This window comes from Desulfoluna sp. CYM3A (assembly GCF_056829965.1).
Genome location: NZ_CP186556.1, coordinates 740,702 through 757,207, shown reverse-complemented (window position 1 = coordinate 757,207; position 16,506 = coordinate 740,702). Strand labels below are relative to the sequence as shown.

Genomic DNA, 16,506 nt, shown 5'->3' with positions numbered 1-16,506 from the left:
GTTCCGGATTTTCAGCATGCCATAGGGGCGCTTGCCAATTTCTATACCCCTGATTTTGCGAGACAGATCCCCCATCGAAATCCTTTCCCGCCAGTTTTCAGATAAGTTGAAGGGGTTAAAAGAACCACACGAAATCAATATGGCGGTATGCAAGGCGCTATTTCAACTTTGGCTCGTTTCAAACTGTCTTTCCCTGGGGGACAGAGTCAGCATGGACTCTTCGGTGGAAGCGCGTTGCCCGTTTCTCAATCATCGCTTGATTGAGACGGTGATCGGCATCATGAACACACACGAAGAGGTCGAATACCGGCATAAAGCTCTCTTAAAAACCGCTGTAAAAGATATTCTTCCGACCGAGGTGCTTCACAGACCGAAACAGGGATTTCAACCACCTGTTAATGAATGGATGACACAAATTGTAAAAACTTATTATGATTATGTAAAAAGCGGTTACCTTATCTCCAACCATGTAACGTCTACATGTACACTGGATAGACTTCTCAAGAGAGCCGACACATTCGGACCCGATTTGTTTCTTTTATATAAAATAACTGTTTTGGAACTGTGGTATGCCAGTGTCGTCCAAAACAAAACGTTCTGAGATTTTAAAGTAGGAACCACACTTGTTTGATAACATAATATCGGTAAATTTATCATTCTCGGGAAATAACGTATCGGCTTACCGAACTTGGAATAAAGCATTTTTTTTCCGAGAACGATCCGGATATCAAAAAAGCGAGTGCAGCTGTGAAATTCAGCATCGTAACACCCTCATACAACAGTCAGAAATATATCGGTGAAACCATAGAAAGTGTCATCAGCCAGAAAGGTGACTTCGAGATAGAGTATATTGTGGTTGATGCTTGTTCAACGGACCGCACCCCAGATATTGTAAAAGCATACCAGCATTCACTTTTGACGTGTGACAGGCCTATTTTTTGCCGACAAGTGACTATCAAATTCTTATCTGGGAAAGATTCGGGCATGTATGAAGCCATCAATAAAGGCTTCGCTAAGGCAACAGGCGATATTTATGCATGGATTAATTCAGACGATGTTTATCGGAACGGGGCTTTTGATACAGTCTCCAAAACCTTTTCAAAATTTTCTCAAATTCGCTGGCTCAAGGGCATAACCTCTTATTTAGATGAAGCGTCCACTTTATATGCATCCGGCAAGTGCAATCTTTATAGCCGCCAACTAATTTCTAAAGGACTGTATGGGCCCGTTCTTCATTTCATCCAACAAGACAGTGTGTTCTGGTTGTCGAATCTCTGGCATGAATCCGGAGGAGTAGATGAAAGCCTTTCCCTTGCAGGTGACTATTTCTTATCGATTTAGAATTTCCAAGCTCACGCACCTTTACTCATTAAACGCACACATCAGCTGTTTTAGAAAGGTTGCTGGTCAGAAGAGTGAAAACATCCAGGCGTATTTTAATGAGATAAGTGAACAAGGATATCCGAGCCTCGAAGAAGACCGCCTCCTTCGCTCCTATTTCAAACACCGAAAACGACTCCCCTCTTTTCTACACCCTTTGGCTTGCAAACTGTTCCAGTTTAATCGTAATTATCGCGTGGTTATGATGGGCCGTCACAATACGCTAACACTTGTCAAAGGTCCCCACCACACCCTGAGAAACGCCTTATGAAATGCCCGATATGCAAATCCTCACATTCTGTCCCATCCTTTAATTTATGGGACGATCGATACGGTTATCCCGGCAAATTCAAACTAAGGCGCTGCCGCATTTGCGGACACGCTTTCCTAGAAAACTCCTTCTCCCCGGATCAACTGGCACGCCTGTACACCGACTATTATCCCCGATCGGCGTTAGACGCCGATGAGTATTGCCCCCATATTGAGAAAAAAAAGAGGGATTGCTGGCTCAACGGTGAGTATGCTTCGGCCTTTCGCTGGGTTCCCAAGGATGTTCGCATTCTCGACATCGGGTGTGGTTTTGGAGAATCCCTGGGGTATCACGCCTCAAGGGGATGTGGTGTATACGGGGTTGAGGCTGATGAAAACATTCGCCGCGTGGCAGAGAAACAAGGTTTCCGGGTTCATGTCGGTGTGTTTGACCCGACCATTTATGAGCCTAACTTTTTCGACTATATCACCATGGATCAGGTGATGGAGCATATGACGGATCCCATCGAGACGTTGAGGAGGGCCGCGAGGATATTGAAACCCAAGGGGCAAATCATTATCACCGTTCCAAACAGTCAGGGTTGAGAAGGGCTACGAGAATCTTCTCACAGCGATGGATCAACTGGCATACACCTTACCATCAGCAATTCTTTTCCAAAGAATCCATGGGGATGACCGCGGGCCTTGAAATTCTGAAGGTGAAATCAATAACAAATTCCCATTGGCTGAGCTTTCAATGGCATCATCTTTTATTTTATCCGAAATACACTGTTGCCTCCGCTTTCTGGTCTCCGAACTGCGGTCCCATCCCAAAGAAAAGATATTGGCGTGCCCTTCTCGCTCTCACCCACATAACGAAAATTAACCATACGATAACTCGCCTTTTCGATGCCTTTGGTTATGGCGACAACCATTTGTTTATTTTGGAGAAACCTTAAATAATGGTTTATATAATCCTTCCGGTTCACAATCGCAGGAAGATCACCATGGGATTTGTAGAATCTTTGCTTGACCAAAGCTGTAATGATTTTCACTTAATATTGGTGGATGATGGCTCCACCGATGGCACGAAAGAAATGGTTAGCGAACGAATCAAAAAGTTGACTGTAATCACCGGTATTGGAAGTTGGTGGTGGGCCGGATGCCTGCAAAAGGGGTTTGAATGGCTTAAAAAAAAGAATATCCCAGGGGATGACACCGTCCTGATCATCAATGACGATGTCCACATTGAACCGGACTTTCTTGAAAAGGGAATATCCCTTCTGCACGGTAATGAACGAAGCATCCTTTTAGCACAATCCCAATCAACCACGGAGCCCCCTCCTTTGAAACCGGTATCCATGTGAACACCAAAAAATTCACCTTTGATATCGCTTCCGCACCGGAAAAAATAAACTGCCTGTCTACCAGGGGGCTTTCCTGCGGTGGAAGGGTTAAGAGAAGTAGAAATCTCACCCGATCATTCTCCCATTATTGGTCGGATTATGAATTCACCATGAGGGCACATAGAAAAGGATACGCCCTACATCACATTCCCCTCGGTATCTTTGGTCCCCATGCTCCACGACACCGGGCGACAGGGCCTTGATTATTCAGGCAACTATTTTGTTGCTTGAGATCAGTATTTTCGATAAAGACGATAATGCATCCTCTATATACAGCATCGTTTGTCCTGTAACCTCTGCATTGAAATGGCTTCCTCTAAATTTGATGAGGGTTGCCTGCAAAACGGTTTTAATCAATTTGAGATATCCTGTTACCAAATTGAGGGCGATGTTATTATCCATGCGGATAAAAAAAATTTCAAAAAAAGCATCTTGCGGCTAGGGGTCATTATGGGACCAACACAACGCGGTATCCCGGTTGGATCGCAACGGATTATCCGGAGTGATATCACTAATCCAAAACAAATCAACAACTATTTTCCAAAGGATTCTGTGGAGGTTTTTCTGGCTGAGCATGTGTTCGAACATTTAAACATAAAACAGTTGACGATGGCATTAAATAACTGCAAGGCCCACTTGTCAAAAGGTGGGCACATCAATGCGGTTCCTGACGGGTTTCACCCTGACGAAGAGTATATAAACCAGGTCAGGCCAGGCGGATGGGGAGTAGGATCATCCGATCACAAAGCACTTTACAATTATAAAACCTTGACGGGGATCCTCGAAAAGGTCGGTTTTCAGGTGCAGCTTCTTGAATGGTTTGATGAGAAAGCCAAATTTCATTTTGTTGATTGGAAGCGTGAATCCGGTTTTGTAAAAAGATCCTCCAGGTATGACGAAAGAAATCGGAACAGGACTCTTGCGTATACCTCCCTTATGCATTTTGATGCAGTCAAACCTTGAACGCCAGAGTGAATTGTTGCGGTGTGCCATGGCGGCAGCCTACCGTCATTGGGGGACACCTTTCTGAAGTAATGAGGATATTAACCGATCATGAAAGCAGCACCGGTTGCCCTGTTTACATACAACAGGCCTGAACACACGCGCCGAACGGTGGAGGCACTTCGCAATAACGAACTGGCCGGGGCCACACCCCTGATTATTTTTTCCGATGGGCCCAGGGATCATTCCATGGACAAAAGTGTCCAGGAGGTACGGAATTATATTTCAACCGTTGACGGCTTTGAAAGTATTGTCATTCACCATAGGGAAAAAAACATGGGGTTGGCCTCTTCGATCATCCAGGGAGTCACCGAAGTCGCAAGAGAATCCGGCCGGGTGATCGTTCTGGAAGACGACCTTGTGACCGCGCCTTCGTTTTTCTTTCATATATGAATGAAGCCCTCTCTTTTTACCGTGACACCCCCGGAAGTATTTTCGGTTTCCGGGTACAATCTGCCCCACAGACCATGAAAATAGCTGCCGATTATCCATATGACGTCTACTTCAACCCCCGTGCGCATTCATGGGGCTGGGGAACCTGGGCCGACAGATGGGCAAAAGCGGACTGGCAGGTGAATGATTTCAAAACCTTTATTGCGGACAGGGAACAGATTAAGCAATTTCACTCAGGGGGGGAGGATTTGACCCATATGTTGCAACTGCAGATGGAAGGGCGCATTGATTCATGGGCCATCCGGTGGTGCTACACCCATTTTCGGGAACATGCCTTATCTGTTTTATTCCACCCGTTCCCTGGTGGAGAATATCGGTTTCGACGGAAGCGGCGTTCACTGCGGGGCCTCCGGCAATGAGCAAATACTATGCACCACTGCCTGAGGGGAAACAAAGCTTCAATTTTACGAAGGTCATCGAAACAAATGAAACACTGATGAATGATTTTCGCGCGGCTTATCGGCCCGCCCGGGGGCCCGGAAACCATCCGTATGCTGGACGAAACGATTTAACGGTATTTTTAAAAGATTAAGTGGATGATATTGATGATGTCACACACAGGCCATCAGATACAGACGACACTTTAGACGAAATAAAGGGATGCACGGAATGAAAGCCGTCATACTTGCAGGTGGTTACGGTACCAGGCTAAGCGAAGAGACGAAGTCAAACCCAAACCCATGGTGAAAATCGGCGGACGGCCGATTCTCTGGCACATCATGAAAATCTACTCGGCCCACGGGATCAATGATTTTATCATTTGCTTAGGATACAAGGGATATGTCATCAAGGAATATTTTGCCAATTATTTTCTCCACATGTCCGATGTCACATTCAACATGGCGAACAACGAAATGGAAGTCATACAGAAAAACGTAGAGCCATGGCGTGTGCGACCCTTGTCAATACGGAAATGGAACCCATGACCGGGGGCCGCCTGCTGAAAAGGGTGGCCAAATACCTTGGAGACGAAACATTCTGTCTAACATACGGGGACGGGGTGGGTAACATCGACATCAGGAGACCCTCGCATTTCACCGGAACCATGGGCGTAAGGCCACCATGACCGCTGTCATGCCCCCTGCCCGGTTCGGTGCATTGGAAGTTGCCGGAAACCGGATCACCAATTTTTCAGAAAAGCCCAGAAGACGATGAATCCCGGATTAACGGTGGCTTCTTTCGTTTGGAGCCCGCGGTGATTGATTACATTCAGGGAGACAGTACATCATGGGAAAAAGAGCCGGCTCGAACGACTCGCCCGGGCCGGACAACTGGAAGCCTATTTCCATAACGATTTCTGGCAGCCCATGGATACCCTGCGGGATAAAAAGAGACTGATGGATCTCTGGGATGCTGGCAACGCGCCCTGGAAGGTGTGGTGATACCTATGCTCCAAGAAACATTGGCGGGAAAGAGATTGTTAATCACGCACACCGGCTTCAAGGGGTCCTGGCTATGTATCTGGCTGCATACTCTGGGTGCCAGGGTTACAGGGGTATGCACTGGCTCCCCCCAGCCAGCCCAACCTCTCGAAAGCTGCGGTATTCACCGTCTGGTTGAGTCTGTCACGGCGGATGTTCGTGATCTGCACCGGCTGTCAGATGTCGTGGCACAGACAAGGCCGGAAATCGTGGTTAAGATGGCCGCGCAATCCCTGGTAAGAGAGTCTTATGACGCTCCCGTCGAAACCTATCTGATACCAATGTGATGGGCACGGTTAACCTGCTCGAAGCCGTCAGAAAAACCCCAGGTGTAAAAGCGGTCATCAATGTCACCTCCGATAAGTGCTATGAAAGGTTTAGAAACGCTTAAAGGCTATCATGAAAATAAGACACTCGGGGGGCATGACCCCTACTCCAACCAGCCGCAAGGCCTGTTCCGAACTGGTGACAAGAGCATTTCGATCCTCCTTTTTTCATCCCGACCGATACAATACCCACGGAGTGGCTCTGGCAACCGCAAGAGCAGGCAATGTAATCGGCGGTGGAGATTGGGCGACAGACCGTCTCGTTCCCGACTGCATAAGGGCCATGTTAAAAAAAGAGACCATTTTATTGCGATTCCCCCAGGCGGTCCGCCCGTGGCAACATGTGCTGGAACCCCTGAGGGGTTATCTGATGCTGGCAGAAAAACTTTACCTGTCGGGTCCACAATTTTCAGGGGCCTGGAACTTCGGCCCTGCAGAGGAGGACACAAGACGGTCTTAAGTGTGGTAAAAAAACTTTGCATAACCTGGGGGGCTCCCAGAGGGATATGCCCTGATGGATGGCAACCATCCCCATGAGGCCGGCCTTCTGAAACTGGATCCTTAAAAGCCAGAGAACGGTTGGGATTCAATCCGTACTGGCATATTGATATCGCCCTTGAAAAGGTTGTCGCATGGGCAAAGGCCCGCGAACGGGGCGAGGACATGCTGGCCTTCAGCCAAAGACAGATAGCACAATATCAGGAAGAGGGACACTAAGGTCATGAGTGAGGAGCATGTGTTGCGCCAGGGAGCCCTGGATGCGGTTAGCGAATATTTTCAAAGGGTCTCTGACACGAAAAGGGAATTTACGCCGGGAGACCGAATCCCCTACGGCGGAAGAGTTTTCGATGAAGAGGAGATCCGGTCTCTCACCGAATCCTGTCTCGATTTCTGGCTCACCTCGCGTTTCGTAAAACGGTTCGAAAAGGAATTTACTGAATTTATCGGTGTGCGGCATTGTGCGCTGGTAAATTCAGGGTGATCAGCCAACCTCTTGGCCTTCATGGCCCTGACCTCACCGACCCTGGGTAAAAAGTGTATTCGCCCGGGGGATGAAGTGATCACCCTGGCTGCTGGATTTCCCACCACGGTTTCCCCGATACTGCAGTTCAGGGGCTGTTCCTGTCTTTGTGGACATCGGATTGCCAGTACAATATTGATTGCGCTCTGCTGGGAGGGGCGCTGTCGGAAAAAACAAAAGCCGTTATCGCTGATACCCTGGGAACCCCTTCGATGCAGAACGTGTCAGACAATTCTGAGAAAAACGAACTTTGGCTGATTGAGGACAATTGCGCGACGCGCTGGGTTCAAAGATTCTATCCGAAGGCGCCTGGAGATACACGGGAACATTCGGCCATCTCGCGAACGTCGAGTTTCTATCCCCCCCATCATATGACCATGGGCGAGGAGGAGCAGTTTATACCAATGATACAAAACTGTTCAAACTGATAAAGTCGTTCCGGGACTGGGGCCGGGATTGCTGGTGCGACTCAGGCCAGGATAATACATGCAAACATCGGTTCGACCGACAGTTCGGCCTGCTGCCCAGGGGATATGATCATAAATATGTCTATTCCCACTTCGGTTACAACCTCAAGGTTACGGAAATGCAAGCTGCTATCGGTTGCGGGCAGTTGAAAAAGCTTCCTGGATTTATCAGGGCCAGAAAAAAGAATTGGGAGGAAAAACTGTTCAATGGCCTGGATAAACAGAAAAATTTTCTCCATTTACCGGAAAAAGCACCAAATACTGATCCAAGTGGTTCGGATTTCTCCTACAAACACGTGAGGAGGCGCCCTTTAACAGAGATGCCATTGTCCAGCACCTGGAAGAGTGCGGCGTTCAGACTCGAATGCTGTTTGCGGGGAACCTGCTCCGTCATCCCTGCTTCGATGAATTGCGCAGCAAAAGAGAAGGGTTCAGGGTTTCCGGCACCTTACACAATTCTGAGTTCCTGATTACGGAGTGAACATTCTGGGTCGGAGTTTATCCTGGCCTGGATGATACGCAGATCGAATTCATGATAAACTGTGTGGACGATTTTTGCGGACGGTACTGATTTGAACGATTTCACCGCTGAAAGCAGGTGCAAAAAAAAGGCGTTTGTGACCGGGGGAACCGGTTTTGTCGGTTCCCACCTTGAAGCACTTTTTTCCAGAGGATGGGAAGTGCATCTCCTGATCAGGGAAACGTCCTTGCTTCCGGGTTCCATCAAGCTGGAGGAAAATGTATCCACCCATCTTTATGACGGAACCACAGATTGCCTTATCCGAATCCTGGGTATAGTAAAACCCCATGTGGTTTTCCACCTTGCCGCCTGCTCCATTGCAATACACACACACCCATATCATTCCCTTGATACATTCAAACATTTTGTGGGGTACCCAGTTAATCGAAGCAATGGTTAAAAACCGAGTGTATTGCCTGGTTAACACCGGAACCTACTGGCAGCATTATGGCAACGAGGAGTATAATCCCGTCTGCCTTTATGCGGCAACAAAACAGGCCTTTGAAATGATCGTCCGGCATGCCGTGGAAACATCTTACCTCAAGGCTGTTACCCTTGTACTGTACGACACCTATGGCCCCGGAGATACAAGAGGAAAGCTCTTTGACCAGCTTTCCGTCGCATCCAAGGGGCAAAAGCCCCTGCCTTTGTCTCCGGGAGGGGCAGAAGATTGATTTTGTTTTTGTCGGGATTGCGTCGAGGCCTATGTCATCGCATCAGAACAGTTGATGCACCGCCGCTTTCCCTGCAATGAGCGTTATCGGATTTCATCAGGCAGGGCGCTGACACTTAAAGAAGCCGATCCGTTTATGAATCGATTTCCAGAACAAAAATTCCGGTAATATGGGGCGGGAAGACCGTATCGAGCGAGGGAAATCACGCACCCTTGGGATGGCGGAACACCTCTCCCCGCATGCACCCGAAAGTATCGCTGGAAGATGGACTACGAATTATGCTGCACGAAAAAACTTCACGTGGGAATTCGATTTGATATGAGACATAGACTCACAATTATTGGTGGCTTAATGCCCGGCCCCACCGGTGTAGGCAGAGTCATGACACAACTTGCCTCGGAAATTAGTCAAAAAACAAGACCGGAGGACATTCGGCAAGACTGCTTTATCGTGGACAGGGCAGGCCCGTCAGAAAATTGTTTTCACAAAAACAGCTTGTGCTTGCCCTGAAGACGATCATAACAGCTTTCTGGAGCGAGGCACGGTTCCGCAACCGTCACGGCAAAACTACCCATGAAGGATACGTCTTTACTTATTCACCCGCAGACGCTGGGATATGAATGGTCCATCGAGTTTATCAAAAATTCTAAAAAGCCCGTGTGGTTGTACCTGATGGATTCATCTTTTTTTTGCGTCCGTTCCTATAACTACATGGCCCATATGGAGAGCGCCTGCACAAAGTGTATCGGAGGTGATCTCACCCATGCCCTGAATAATCGCTGCTCAACAGATTTCGGGAGCACAGAGGGGGCGATGGAATTTATCAGCTCTCTCAAAGAGCTTAGCACAAGGGTAAAAGTTCTATTTATCGCTCAAAACAAGCAACAGGCAGAGCTTGCAAAAAAACATTTCGGTGAAAAAGCCACAGTTAAAATCGGCGGCATCTGGGGCTGCGGACTGGTGTCTCTGAGGCCCCTGCCCCAGCGGCAACGCCCCACAAATACCACATCGTTTTTCACGCCCCACCTCTTGATGCAAAGGGGTTTTCCTGGGCGTTGGAATTGGCTGAGGTTTTGACGGAAAGACGTTTTCTTTTTCCTTTTGAAACCGGAATGGGTCACCGACGCTCTCCCCAATTGCACTTTCAAAGACTTTCGCTGGGAATCCGGATTACGGGAAGCCGTCACCGGTTGTCCCCTTGTGCTGGTTCCCTCTCTTTGGTCTGCCCCCATAGAGGGGGCGCTGATCAAATCCATCCGCCTGGCGCAAAAAACGGCTGTTATAAGAAACGAAACAGCGTATTCCACAGAAATTCCAGAAGATGTCCTGCTTCAATTAACCTTCGATGTGAAGCGTGCCGCAGAGGAAATTGAAGTGTATTTTGCCAACCGCCAAAAAGCATCTCCCCAAGCAGGTAAAAATTTTTACGACGACTTCATGCAATCCAACACCCGCCTGTTGGAACGGCTGCTACGATTAACGTTTGATTAACCCATTGCAAGATTGGGAATCTCGTAAGCGTTTACGGCCAACCAAACAGCCGTGAAAGGAACGTATCCATCTTTAATACTTATCGAAACAACACCATTTTCAGAACAATTTCAAAATAGACATGCAACCACTAGTATAACCTGTCTTTATGAAAACGATACCTAAGCCATCATGAGACACCCGCAAACCATGACCCATAAACCATTTTTTTCAATCATCACAGCTTCGTACAACGCCGACAGGACAATTGATAAAACGATCCGTTCAATCAAAAAGCAGACCTTCAAATGATTAACACATTGTCGTCGACGGGAGGTTCCAAGGATCAAACGCGATCCATCCTCACCCATCACTCGGGGTCATACCCATTGCGTTATGTATCGGAAGATGACCATGGAGTTGCCGACGACGAACAAGGGGGTTCACATCTCCACGGGGGAGTATATTGTCTTTATCCACGCAGATGAGGACTTTGCCGATGCCAATACCCTTCAAGGCGTTTTTAACGACATGACCCGCGAAACCAGCAAAGTCTATGCTTACGCCATCAATTTCGTTTCAAGGAACGGGAGCCATATTGCTCGCCCCATACGCATTCCCTTCTGGTATAAACTTCGCAACACGATCCCCCATCAGGGGGCCTTCGTACACCGAACAGAGATATCTTCTGGAATATGGTAACTTTTGATACCTCATTTTCAATTTCCATGGACTATAACAACTGTTGACGCCGTATTACTGGCCAAAGAGCCCGTCGTCTACAGCAATACCATCGTTTCGAATATGGGGTCACAAGGCATCAGCTCGGACCGTAACCAGTGCCACGAACGCCTCAAAACAGGATTTCAGAATCCAAAAGACGCCGGAAATATTCACTGTTGAAGAAAGCAGTTAATTTTCCATACCCATTATTGCTAAAAACCAAATTGTACCGCGCATTAAACAATCAGGAAACCAGGCAGGAAAAGAGTGAACATTATCTCGCCAATGGCAGATGGAAACGGGCATACATTCTCCATAAACACATTGAACGCCACCTTCCCAGATACAAGGTCAAGGGGTAATTCGTATATTTGACCCTTTTTCCTTTTTTACTGAAAACGATTCACATACCTCAAAAAACAAACCTCATTCACACAACACCTGACTATGCTCCCTTTTTCGTGTCCAAAGACAAGCCCCTTGTCATCACATTTCACGGGTACTCCCTACAGTGCCACCGCGCACTACAACTCCGTATTGCAAAACGTACACTACTCTACCACGTCGTAAAAGTTGTTCACACATCTTGCGATAAAACAGGCCCGGACCATTACGGCAGTAAGCAAGCACACGGCCTCACTTATCCTAAAAAACCACAAGCTTTCCAAGCCTGTTCATGTCATTTACAACGGCATTGATGAGACAACATTCAGGCCCATTTCAAAAAATAACACAACAAATAAAATAAATATCCTTTTCTCCGGCAACCTCAAACGCCAAAAAGGGGCCCACTGGCTGCCTGAAATACGGAACAAATGCACCGGAAACCTGGCCTTCCATGCAACGTCCGGCCTGATGGATATCCCAAGGAACCTCGAAGGCATCACCTCCGTTGGCAGATTCAGGCACGACGATATGCCACACCTGTACAACGTCATGGATATCCTTTTGATGCCGACGGTACGCGAGGGCTTTGGCTTAGCAGTCGCAGAAGCCATGGCGTGCGGACTTCCCGTTGTTGCGACCAACTGCTCGGCACTTCCTGAGCTGGTCGATCACGGGAAAGGCGGTTTCCTGTGCACCCCGGGGGACACGGATGATTTTGCGGAAAAGCTCGGCATTCTGGCAGATTCGCCACAATTAAGGAAAGAAATGGGAGAGTACAATCGCAGCAAAATTGAATCACATTTTACACTCCGCCGCATGCTGACTGGGTATCGAGATCTTTTTGAAAGCATCCTGTAGGTAACCGTAAGGCCTCACGGCAGACGGATTGGAAAGTCTGACCGGGACAGTCCCCCATGCGGGTTCACCAAGCCCGGGCCTTCACACCGCTTTGTCGGTATACATTCCTACATCCATCGCCCAAGGCCCACTGAATCAGATCCGGCTTTCACAGGATATGATAAAATCGGCAATTCGCCGGGACGTGCCGTGGACCGGCCCCATGGAACGTGGTTCGGATTTTTTTCCACATTTTTTATTCAACTGATCTTGAATCCGCTGGATGTCATACTTGGCCAAGAACGCATTCTTTCCAAGGCCATCGTCACGCTCGGTGGATGACCGGAGAATGATGCAGGGAATATTGAAATACGAGCACTCCTCCTGTATGCTTCCGCCATCTGTCATGACGCAATCCGCGTTGACCATCAATTCAATAAATTTATCATAAGGTTGCAAAGGCAAGCACGTGATATTCTCATGATTCGATATCGCCTCCAGCATGCCATACTTCTTCAATTGAATGACGGTGGGATCATGAAGCACAAAGAGGCCCCTTGTCGGCAGCTGCCAGAACGGCTTGATATAAAGCCTTCAAGCGTCGCTGATGGGGTATATTCTCTGCACGATGTATGGTAACAAGAGTGTATCTATTTTGCAGCTTCGATACCGGTTGAGGGGCTCTCGATACCTGCCTCAGCATCTCCAGTGCAGCATCTTTTCCTGTATTCCCTGCGATCAAGACAGACTTCGAGCGGTACCCCAGATCACATAAATTCCCATATGCTTTGGCAGAGGGTGCGATCAGGTAATCCGACAATTTCATGGACAGAAGGCGAATCATCTCCTCGGGAAACGGGTTGAGCCAATCATAGCTCCTAGGCCGGACTCAATATGGACGACCTTGAGGCCACAGCGTTTCGCGCACAAAATGGATAAAGAGCTGGTCAGGGTATCGCCGTGAACTACATAGATGCCCCCCTTGCCGTTGAAGAGGTGATTGAACAGTCTCCCGGGTTGGCAGACCAGTTTCAGGGTGTCCTTTGCAAACCAAGCCATTGCATCCCGAACCCTGTCGATATTCTCTGACCTTGAATTCATGACCGCGTCGGGCTGTCGCAAATGGAACAGAGCCATCAAGTCGGCCGTTGTCTTGGAATGCTGCCCTGAATCTATCAAGCGGTATGCCATGCTTTTTTGACTGACCGCCCTGATAACCGGTGCCACCTTGATAAATTGCGCCTTCGTTCCTATGAAATGTATCATCGCATATGACCACGCTCGAGGGATAAGGTTCCGGATGTCATCAACGACAAGAATCAGCACATCAGATCGCGTCATCTGTAAATAAAACAAGCCACGAGACTCAAAGAATTACTGAATTAGAATTTATCGCCGCTCGTTGTGTCGGGCCGATCATATCGCAACTGACAGATCTGCTCAGAAATGATGCCCATCATAAAAATGATGACCCCCGACATAAAAAAAACAGCACTCATATTTGTAAACCGCCCATGGGTCATGTAGGTATATGCATAATTGAAACACCCAAGAAGAAACATCACAGCACTCACGGGTAAAAAGACACGAAGGGGAGAGTAGAGCGTACACACCTTAATGATAATCATCAAAAACCGCGTTCCGTCTTTTACCAGGTGAATCCCGCTTTTTCCGCCAACGCGTGCCTTCGCTTTTATCGGAACATACGTGCACTGTAACCGCTCCGAAGAACAGCCAATGTAAGCGTGGTCGGATAGGAATACGTATTCGGGAAAGGGGCAAGTGCTCAAGGGCCACGCCACGGCGGACCGCCCTGAAGCCGGATGTCAAATCCTGAAGACCTTGAACTTTGCGACATAAGATGCAAGGGCGTTGTAAATCATATTTCCAACGGCCCTTTGAGGCGTGGCCTGCCCAAGGAAGGAACGCGAACCGACAGCCATGTCGTCGTCGTCCGTCGGGCCACAAGGGATCTTAAGTCCCCAGGATCATGCTGTCCATCGGCATCCATCGTAACAAAGATATCCCTGAGGCCTGACGCATTCCTGACTTTACCGCAGCCCCGTTCCCCATATTGTAGGGATGACGAACCAACGTCACGCCGAATGGCTGGCAGATGTCTTCAGTCGCGTCGTTGGACCCATCATTGACAACAACAATCTCATAATCGGGATAGTTCGAAGTCAGCTCCGACAACAACCCAGGCAGAGACTCCTCCTCGTTAAAAACCGGCAAAATGACGCTGACGCGTCCCATACAGAACTCCTTTTCATCGTTCCCCCATGAGAAGCCAGGTCCACACATGGTTCCAATTGGGAAAAATGCAGTCACGTGCAACAAGTGGCTCATGGGTTTGCCGATGCCTCAACCGGGCCCAAAAACTCAAAGTAGATCCTTCCTTTCAAAGCATTTGGTAGAAATCACGAGCAACGTTAGTGCATACACGATTCCATATGTCCAAGACGCCAAAACAGCCTTTGGATCTATATCCAACATGTGAACATACTGATAAGAAAAATCGAGATTTTTAAAATTCGGTATCAACGAATAGACAACACGCTGCAATACGGAGCTATCTGCGACGTGATAGATGTGTTTAATCTGATAAGAAACGCTCCGATAACATAGAAAAACAGTGTAAACATACCGCTCACAAGAGGTGAACTCACAACGGAGAACAACACAGCGCAACTCAGAATCATGATGATTTTCGAGAAGAATAGAACCAAAAACCACAAGGGATCCAGGGGACACATCGATGTTTTTATAAATAAAAAAAATACGATACATACAAACATTATTGTTTCGACAAGCAAAAGAGCAAAAAAAAGTCCGGTGAATTTTCCCACAATAAACTCGGATCGTCTCACCGGCTTCGAGAGAATATTAAAAACGGTCTTCTGTTCAATCTCGCGATAGACAAGTGTTATACCGACAAAAATGGAGATGAGAACACCGGTGATCTCCATTGCAAAAAAGGAGAAATCCATTATAAAAACCCGTGTTTCTCCGATTGAAAGACACCAACAGACTGGAAAAAAGCATCACAAACAGTGAAAAAAAGAAAAAGACATAATACACTTTATCCCTAATCACTTCCTTATAGGTATTCTTTCCAACGCACAGTACATGATGGATATTCATATGTTCGGCCCTTTGGTTGCCCTTCTATCAATCCACTCTTCCAACGGAGGGATAACCCGTTCAATATTCGTTAGTGTCCCTCCTGATTGAATGACGGACGTGACCCTGAGATGTAACTCTTTTTTTGTATGGACGACCTCACGGTGTTCAGCGGTATCATCGGCGGTCTGGTGAGTCAAAGAATAATCAATGCACCAGCTTGATTTTCCAAGGATGTCGTTCATCTGTATCTTGTTGACCAAACGTCCGCCGTCAAGCAAATAAACCGTATCGCAGACTCCACATCGTCTAAAATGTGTGATGAAAAAACGATGGTCTTTCCGTTCCACTTGAGCCCCTCAATAAGCGATCTGATCTCTTTCCTGCCCACAGGATCCAGCCCCGACATGGGTTCATCAAGAATAATGAGCAGCGGATCATTCACAAGGGCCTGGGCGAATCCGAAGCGCTGAAGCATTCCCTTGGAAAAAGTGTTGAGCCGTTGGGCATGAACATCCTTGGGCAACCCGACTTGGATCAAAGCATGTTCGAGCTCTGAAGGGGATACGTTTACCCCATCAAACAGGGCAACATAGAAGGACAATGCTTCAATCGCTGTCAAATATTTATAAAAATAAGGATTTTCCGGCAAAAAGCCGAGACGCTGCCTCGGGTTGTCCCCCATCTTTTCGCCAAATGAGACACGGCCTTTGTCCGGAAAAGCCAAGCCCGTTAAAATCTTAAAAAGGGAGGTCTTCCCGGCACCGTTGTGGCCGATGATCCCCGCAACCGTCCCTTCGCCGAGTTCCAATGTCACACCAGATAAAGATGCGTTTCTCTTTGACCAAAAATGCCCCTTGAAGGTTTTCGTTACGTCCTTCAACGACACAAGGGTGGGGGACGCCTCATCCATTCTATCACTTTCTTTTTTCGTCATATGCATCTGCATACTCAAAATAGCCCCATTGCCTCAAGCAGTGTCGATTCGTTTTATTTAATTCCTCGACCTCAAAAGATACTGGCTTGTTTCTTTCTCCACTTGCCCCT

The 16,506-nt window shown here is 47.7% G+C and carries 18 protein-coding genes and 3 pseudogenes; 16 read left to right on the top strand and 5 right to left on the bottom strand.

Translation table 11 applies throughout. The annotated features are described in order from the left end of the window. Positions 1-139 precede the first annotated feature (139 nt). The 16 genes and pseudogenes from ACOYW1_RS04080 to ACOYW1_RS04005 all read left to right on the top strand — a co-directional run bounded on the left by ACOYW1_RS04080 (position 140) and on the right by ACOYW1_RS04005 (position 12,357). Positions 140-601: an asparagine synthase-related protein gene (locus ACOYW1_RS04080; protein ID WP_482423654.1), complete on the top strand. Its 462-nt coding sequence runs from the start codon at positions 140-142 to the stop codon at positions 599-601. Positions 602-747: 146 nt separating this feature from the next. Then, a complete protein-coding gene (locus ACOYW1_RS04075; RefSeq protein ID WP_482421758.1) occupies positions 748-1,341 on the top strand; it encodes a glycosyltransferase in 594 nt (197 codons plus the stop codon). 306 nt (positions 1,342-1,647) lie between these two features. Continuing rightward, entirely contained in the window at positions 1,648-2,235 is a 588-nt protein-coding gene (locus ACOYW1_RS04070; protein ID WP_482421757.1) for a class I SAM-dependent methyltransferase, read from the top strand. A gap of 356 nt (positions 2,236-2,591) precedes the next feature. Next, positions 2,592-2,996 (top strand): glycosyltransferase family 2 protein, encoded by a 405-nt coding sequence (locus ACOYW1_RS04065; RefSeq protein ID WP_482421756.1) that lies wholly within the window; start codon positions 2,592-2,594, stop codon positions 2,994-2,996. A 345-nt stretch (positions 2,997-3,341) separates the two neighbouring features. Then, on the top strand, positions 3,342-3,998 hold the full coding sequence (locus tag ACOYW1_RS04060) for a class I SAM-dependent methyltransferase (protein ID WP_482421755.1): 657 nt from the start codon (positions 3,342-3,344) through the stop codon (positions 3,996-3,998). Positions 3,999-4,088: 90 nt separating this feature from the next. Continuing rightward, the gene (locus tag ACOYW1_RS04055; protein ID WP_482421754.1) at positions 4,089-4,430 is read left to right on the top strand and encodes a glycosyltransferase; all 342 of its coding nucleotides are present in this window, start codon (positions 4,089-4,091) and stop codon (positions 4,428-4,430) included. 1,447 nt (positions 4,431-5,877) lie between these two features. After that, on the top strand, positions 5,878-6,198 hold the full coding sequence (locus ACOYW1_RS04050; protein WP_482421753.1) for a GDP-mannose 4,6-dehydratase: 321 nt from the start codon (positions 5,878-5,880) through the stop codon (positions 6,196-6,198). Beyond that, the gene (locus ACOYW1_RS04045) at positions 6,198-6,302 is read left to right on the top strand and encodes a hypothetical protein (RefSeq protein WP_482421752.1); all 105 of its coding nucleotides are present in this window, start codon (positions 6,198-6,200) and stop codon (positions 6,300-6,302) included. The genes ACOYW1_RS04050 and ACOYW1_RS04045 overlap by 1 nt, the downstream gene beginning before the upstream one ends. 656 nt (positions 6,303-6,958) lie before the next feature. Next, complete coding sequence (locus ACOYW1_RS04040) at positions 6,959-7,219, top strand: DegT/DnrJ/EryC1/StrS family aminotransferase (protein ID WP_482421751.1); 261 nt, start codon at positions 6,959-6,961, stop codon at positions 7,217-7,219. A 146-nt stretch (positions 7,220-7,365) separates the two neighbouring features. After that, positions 7,366-7,859: pseudogene (locus ACOYW1_RS04035) on the top strand (DegT/DnrJ/EryC1/StrS family aminotransferase); the annotation flags it as partial. Positions 7,860-8,050: 191 nt separating this feature from the next. Then, entirely contained in the window at positions 8,051-8,206 is a 156-nt protein-coding gene (locus ACOYW1_RS04030; RefSeq protein ID WP_482423653.1) for a hypothetical protein, read from the top strand. A 61-nt stretch (positions 8,207-8,267) separates the two neighbouring features. Then, positions 8,268-8,919, top strand: a pseudogene (locus tag ACOYW1_RS04025) (NAD-dependent epimerase/dehydratase family protein). Positions 8,920-9,492: 573 nt separating this feature from the next. Further along, on the top strand, positions 9,493-9,996 hold the full coding sequence (locus tag ACOYW1_RS04020) for a hypothetical protein (protein ID WP_482421750.1): 504 nt from the start codon (positions 9,493-9,495) through the stop codon (positions 9,994-9,996). A gap of 24 nt (positions 9,997-10,020) precedes the next feature. Then, the gene (locus tag ACOYW1_RS04015) at positions 10,021-10,410 is read left to right on the top strand and encodes a hypothetical protein (RefSeq protein ID WP_482421749.1); all 390 of its coding nucleotides are present in this window, start codon (positions 10,021-10,023) and stop codon (positions 10,408-10,410) included. A 393-nt stretch (positions 10,411-10,803) separates the two neighbouring features. Beyond that, the gene (locus tag ACOYW1_RS04010; RefSeq protein ID WP_482421748.1) at positions 10,804-11,091 is read left to right on the top strand and encodes a glycosyltransferase; all 288 of its coding nucleotides are present in this window, start codon (positions 10,804-10,806) and stop codon (positions 11,089-11,091) included. Between the two features lie 594 nt (positions 11,092-11,685). Beyond that, positions 11,686-12,357 (top strand): glycosyltransferase family 4 protein, encoded by a 672-nt coding sequence (locus ACOYW1_RS04005; RefSeq protein ID WP_482421747.1) that lies wholly within the window; start codon positions 11,686-11,688, stop codon positions 12,355-12,357. Between the two features lie 135 nt (positions 12,358-12,492). Here ACOYW1_RS04005 and ACOYW1_RS04000 read toward each other — a convergent pair whose 3' ends face one another. The 5 genes and pseudogenes from ACOYW1_RS04000 to ACOYW1_RS03980 all read right to left on the bottom strand — a co-directional run bounded on the left by ACOYW1_RS04000 (position 12,493) and on the right by ACOYW1_RS03980 (position 16,396). Then, positions 12,493-12,882 (bottom strand): UDP-N-acetylglucosamine 2-epimerase, encoded by a 390-nt coding sequence (locus tag ACOYW1_RS04000; protein WP_482421746.1) that lies wholly within the window; start codon positions 12,880-12,882, stop codon positions 12,493-12,495. Continuing rightward, positions 12,872-13,204 (bottom strand): annotated as a pseudogene (locus ACOYW1_RS03995) (UDP-N-acetylglucosamine 2-epimerase); the annotation flags it as partial. The pseudogene ACOYW1_RS03995 and the gene ACOYW1_RS04000, both read right to left, overlap by 11 nt. 1,106 nt (positions 13,205-14,310) lie before the next feature. After that, entirely contained in the window at positions 14,311-14,592 is a 282-nt protein-coding gene (locus ACOYW1_RS03990) for a glycosyltransferase family 2 protein (protein WP_482421745.1), read from the bottom strand. 284 nt (positions 14,593-14,876) lie between these two features. Continuing rightward, on the bottom strand, positions 14,877-15,305 hold the full coding sequence (locus ACOYW1_RS03985; RefSeq protein ID WP_482421744.1) for an ABC transporter permease subunit: 429 nt from the start codon (positions 15,303-15,305) through the stop codon (positions 14,877-14,879). A gap of 395 nt (positions 15,306-15,700) precedes the next feature. Next, positions 15,701-16,396, bottom strand: coding sequence for an ABC transporter ATP-binding protein (locus tag ACOYW1_RS03980; RefSeq protein ID WP_482421743.1), 696 nt, complete (start codon positions 16,394-16,396; stop codon positions 15,701-15,703). Between the last annotated feature and the right edge of the window lie 110 nt (positions 16,397-16,506).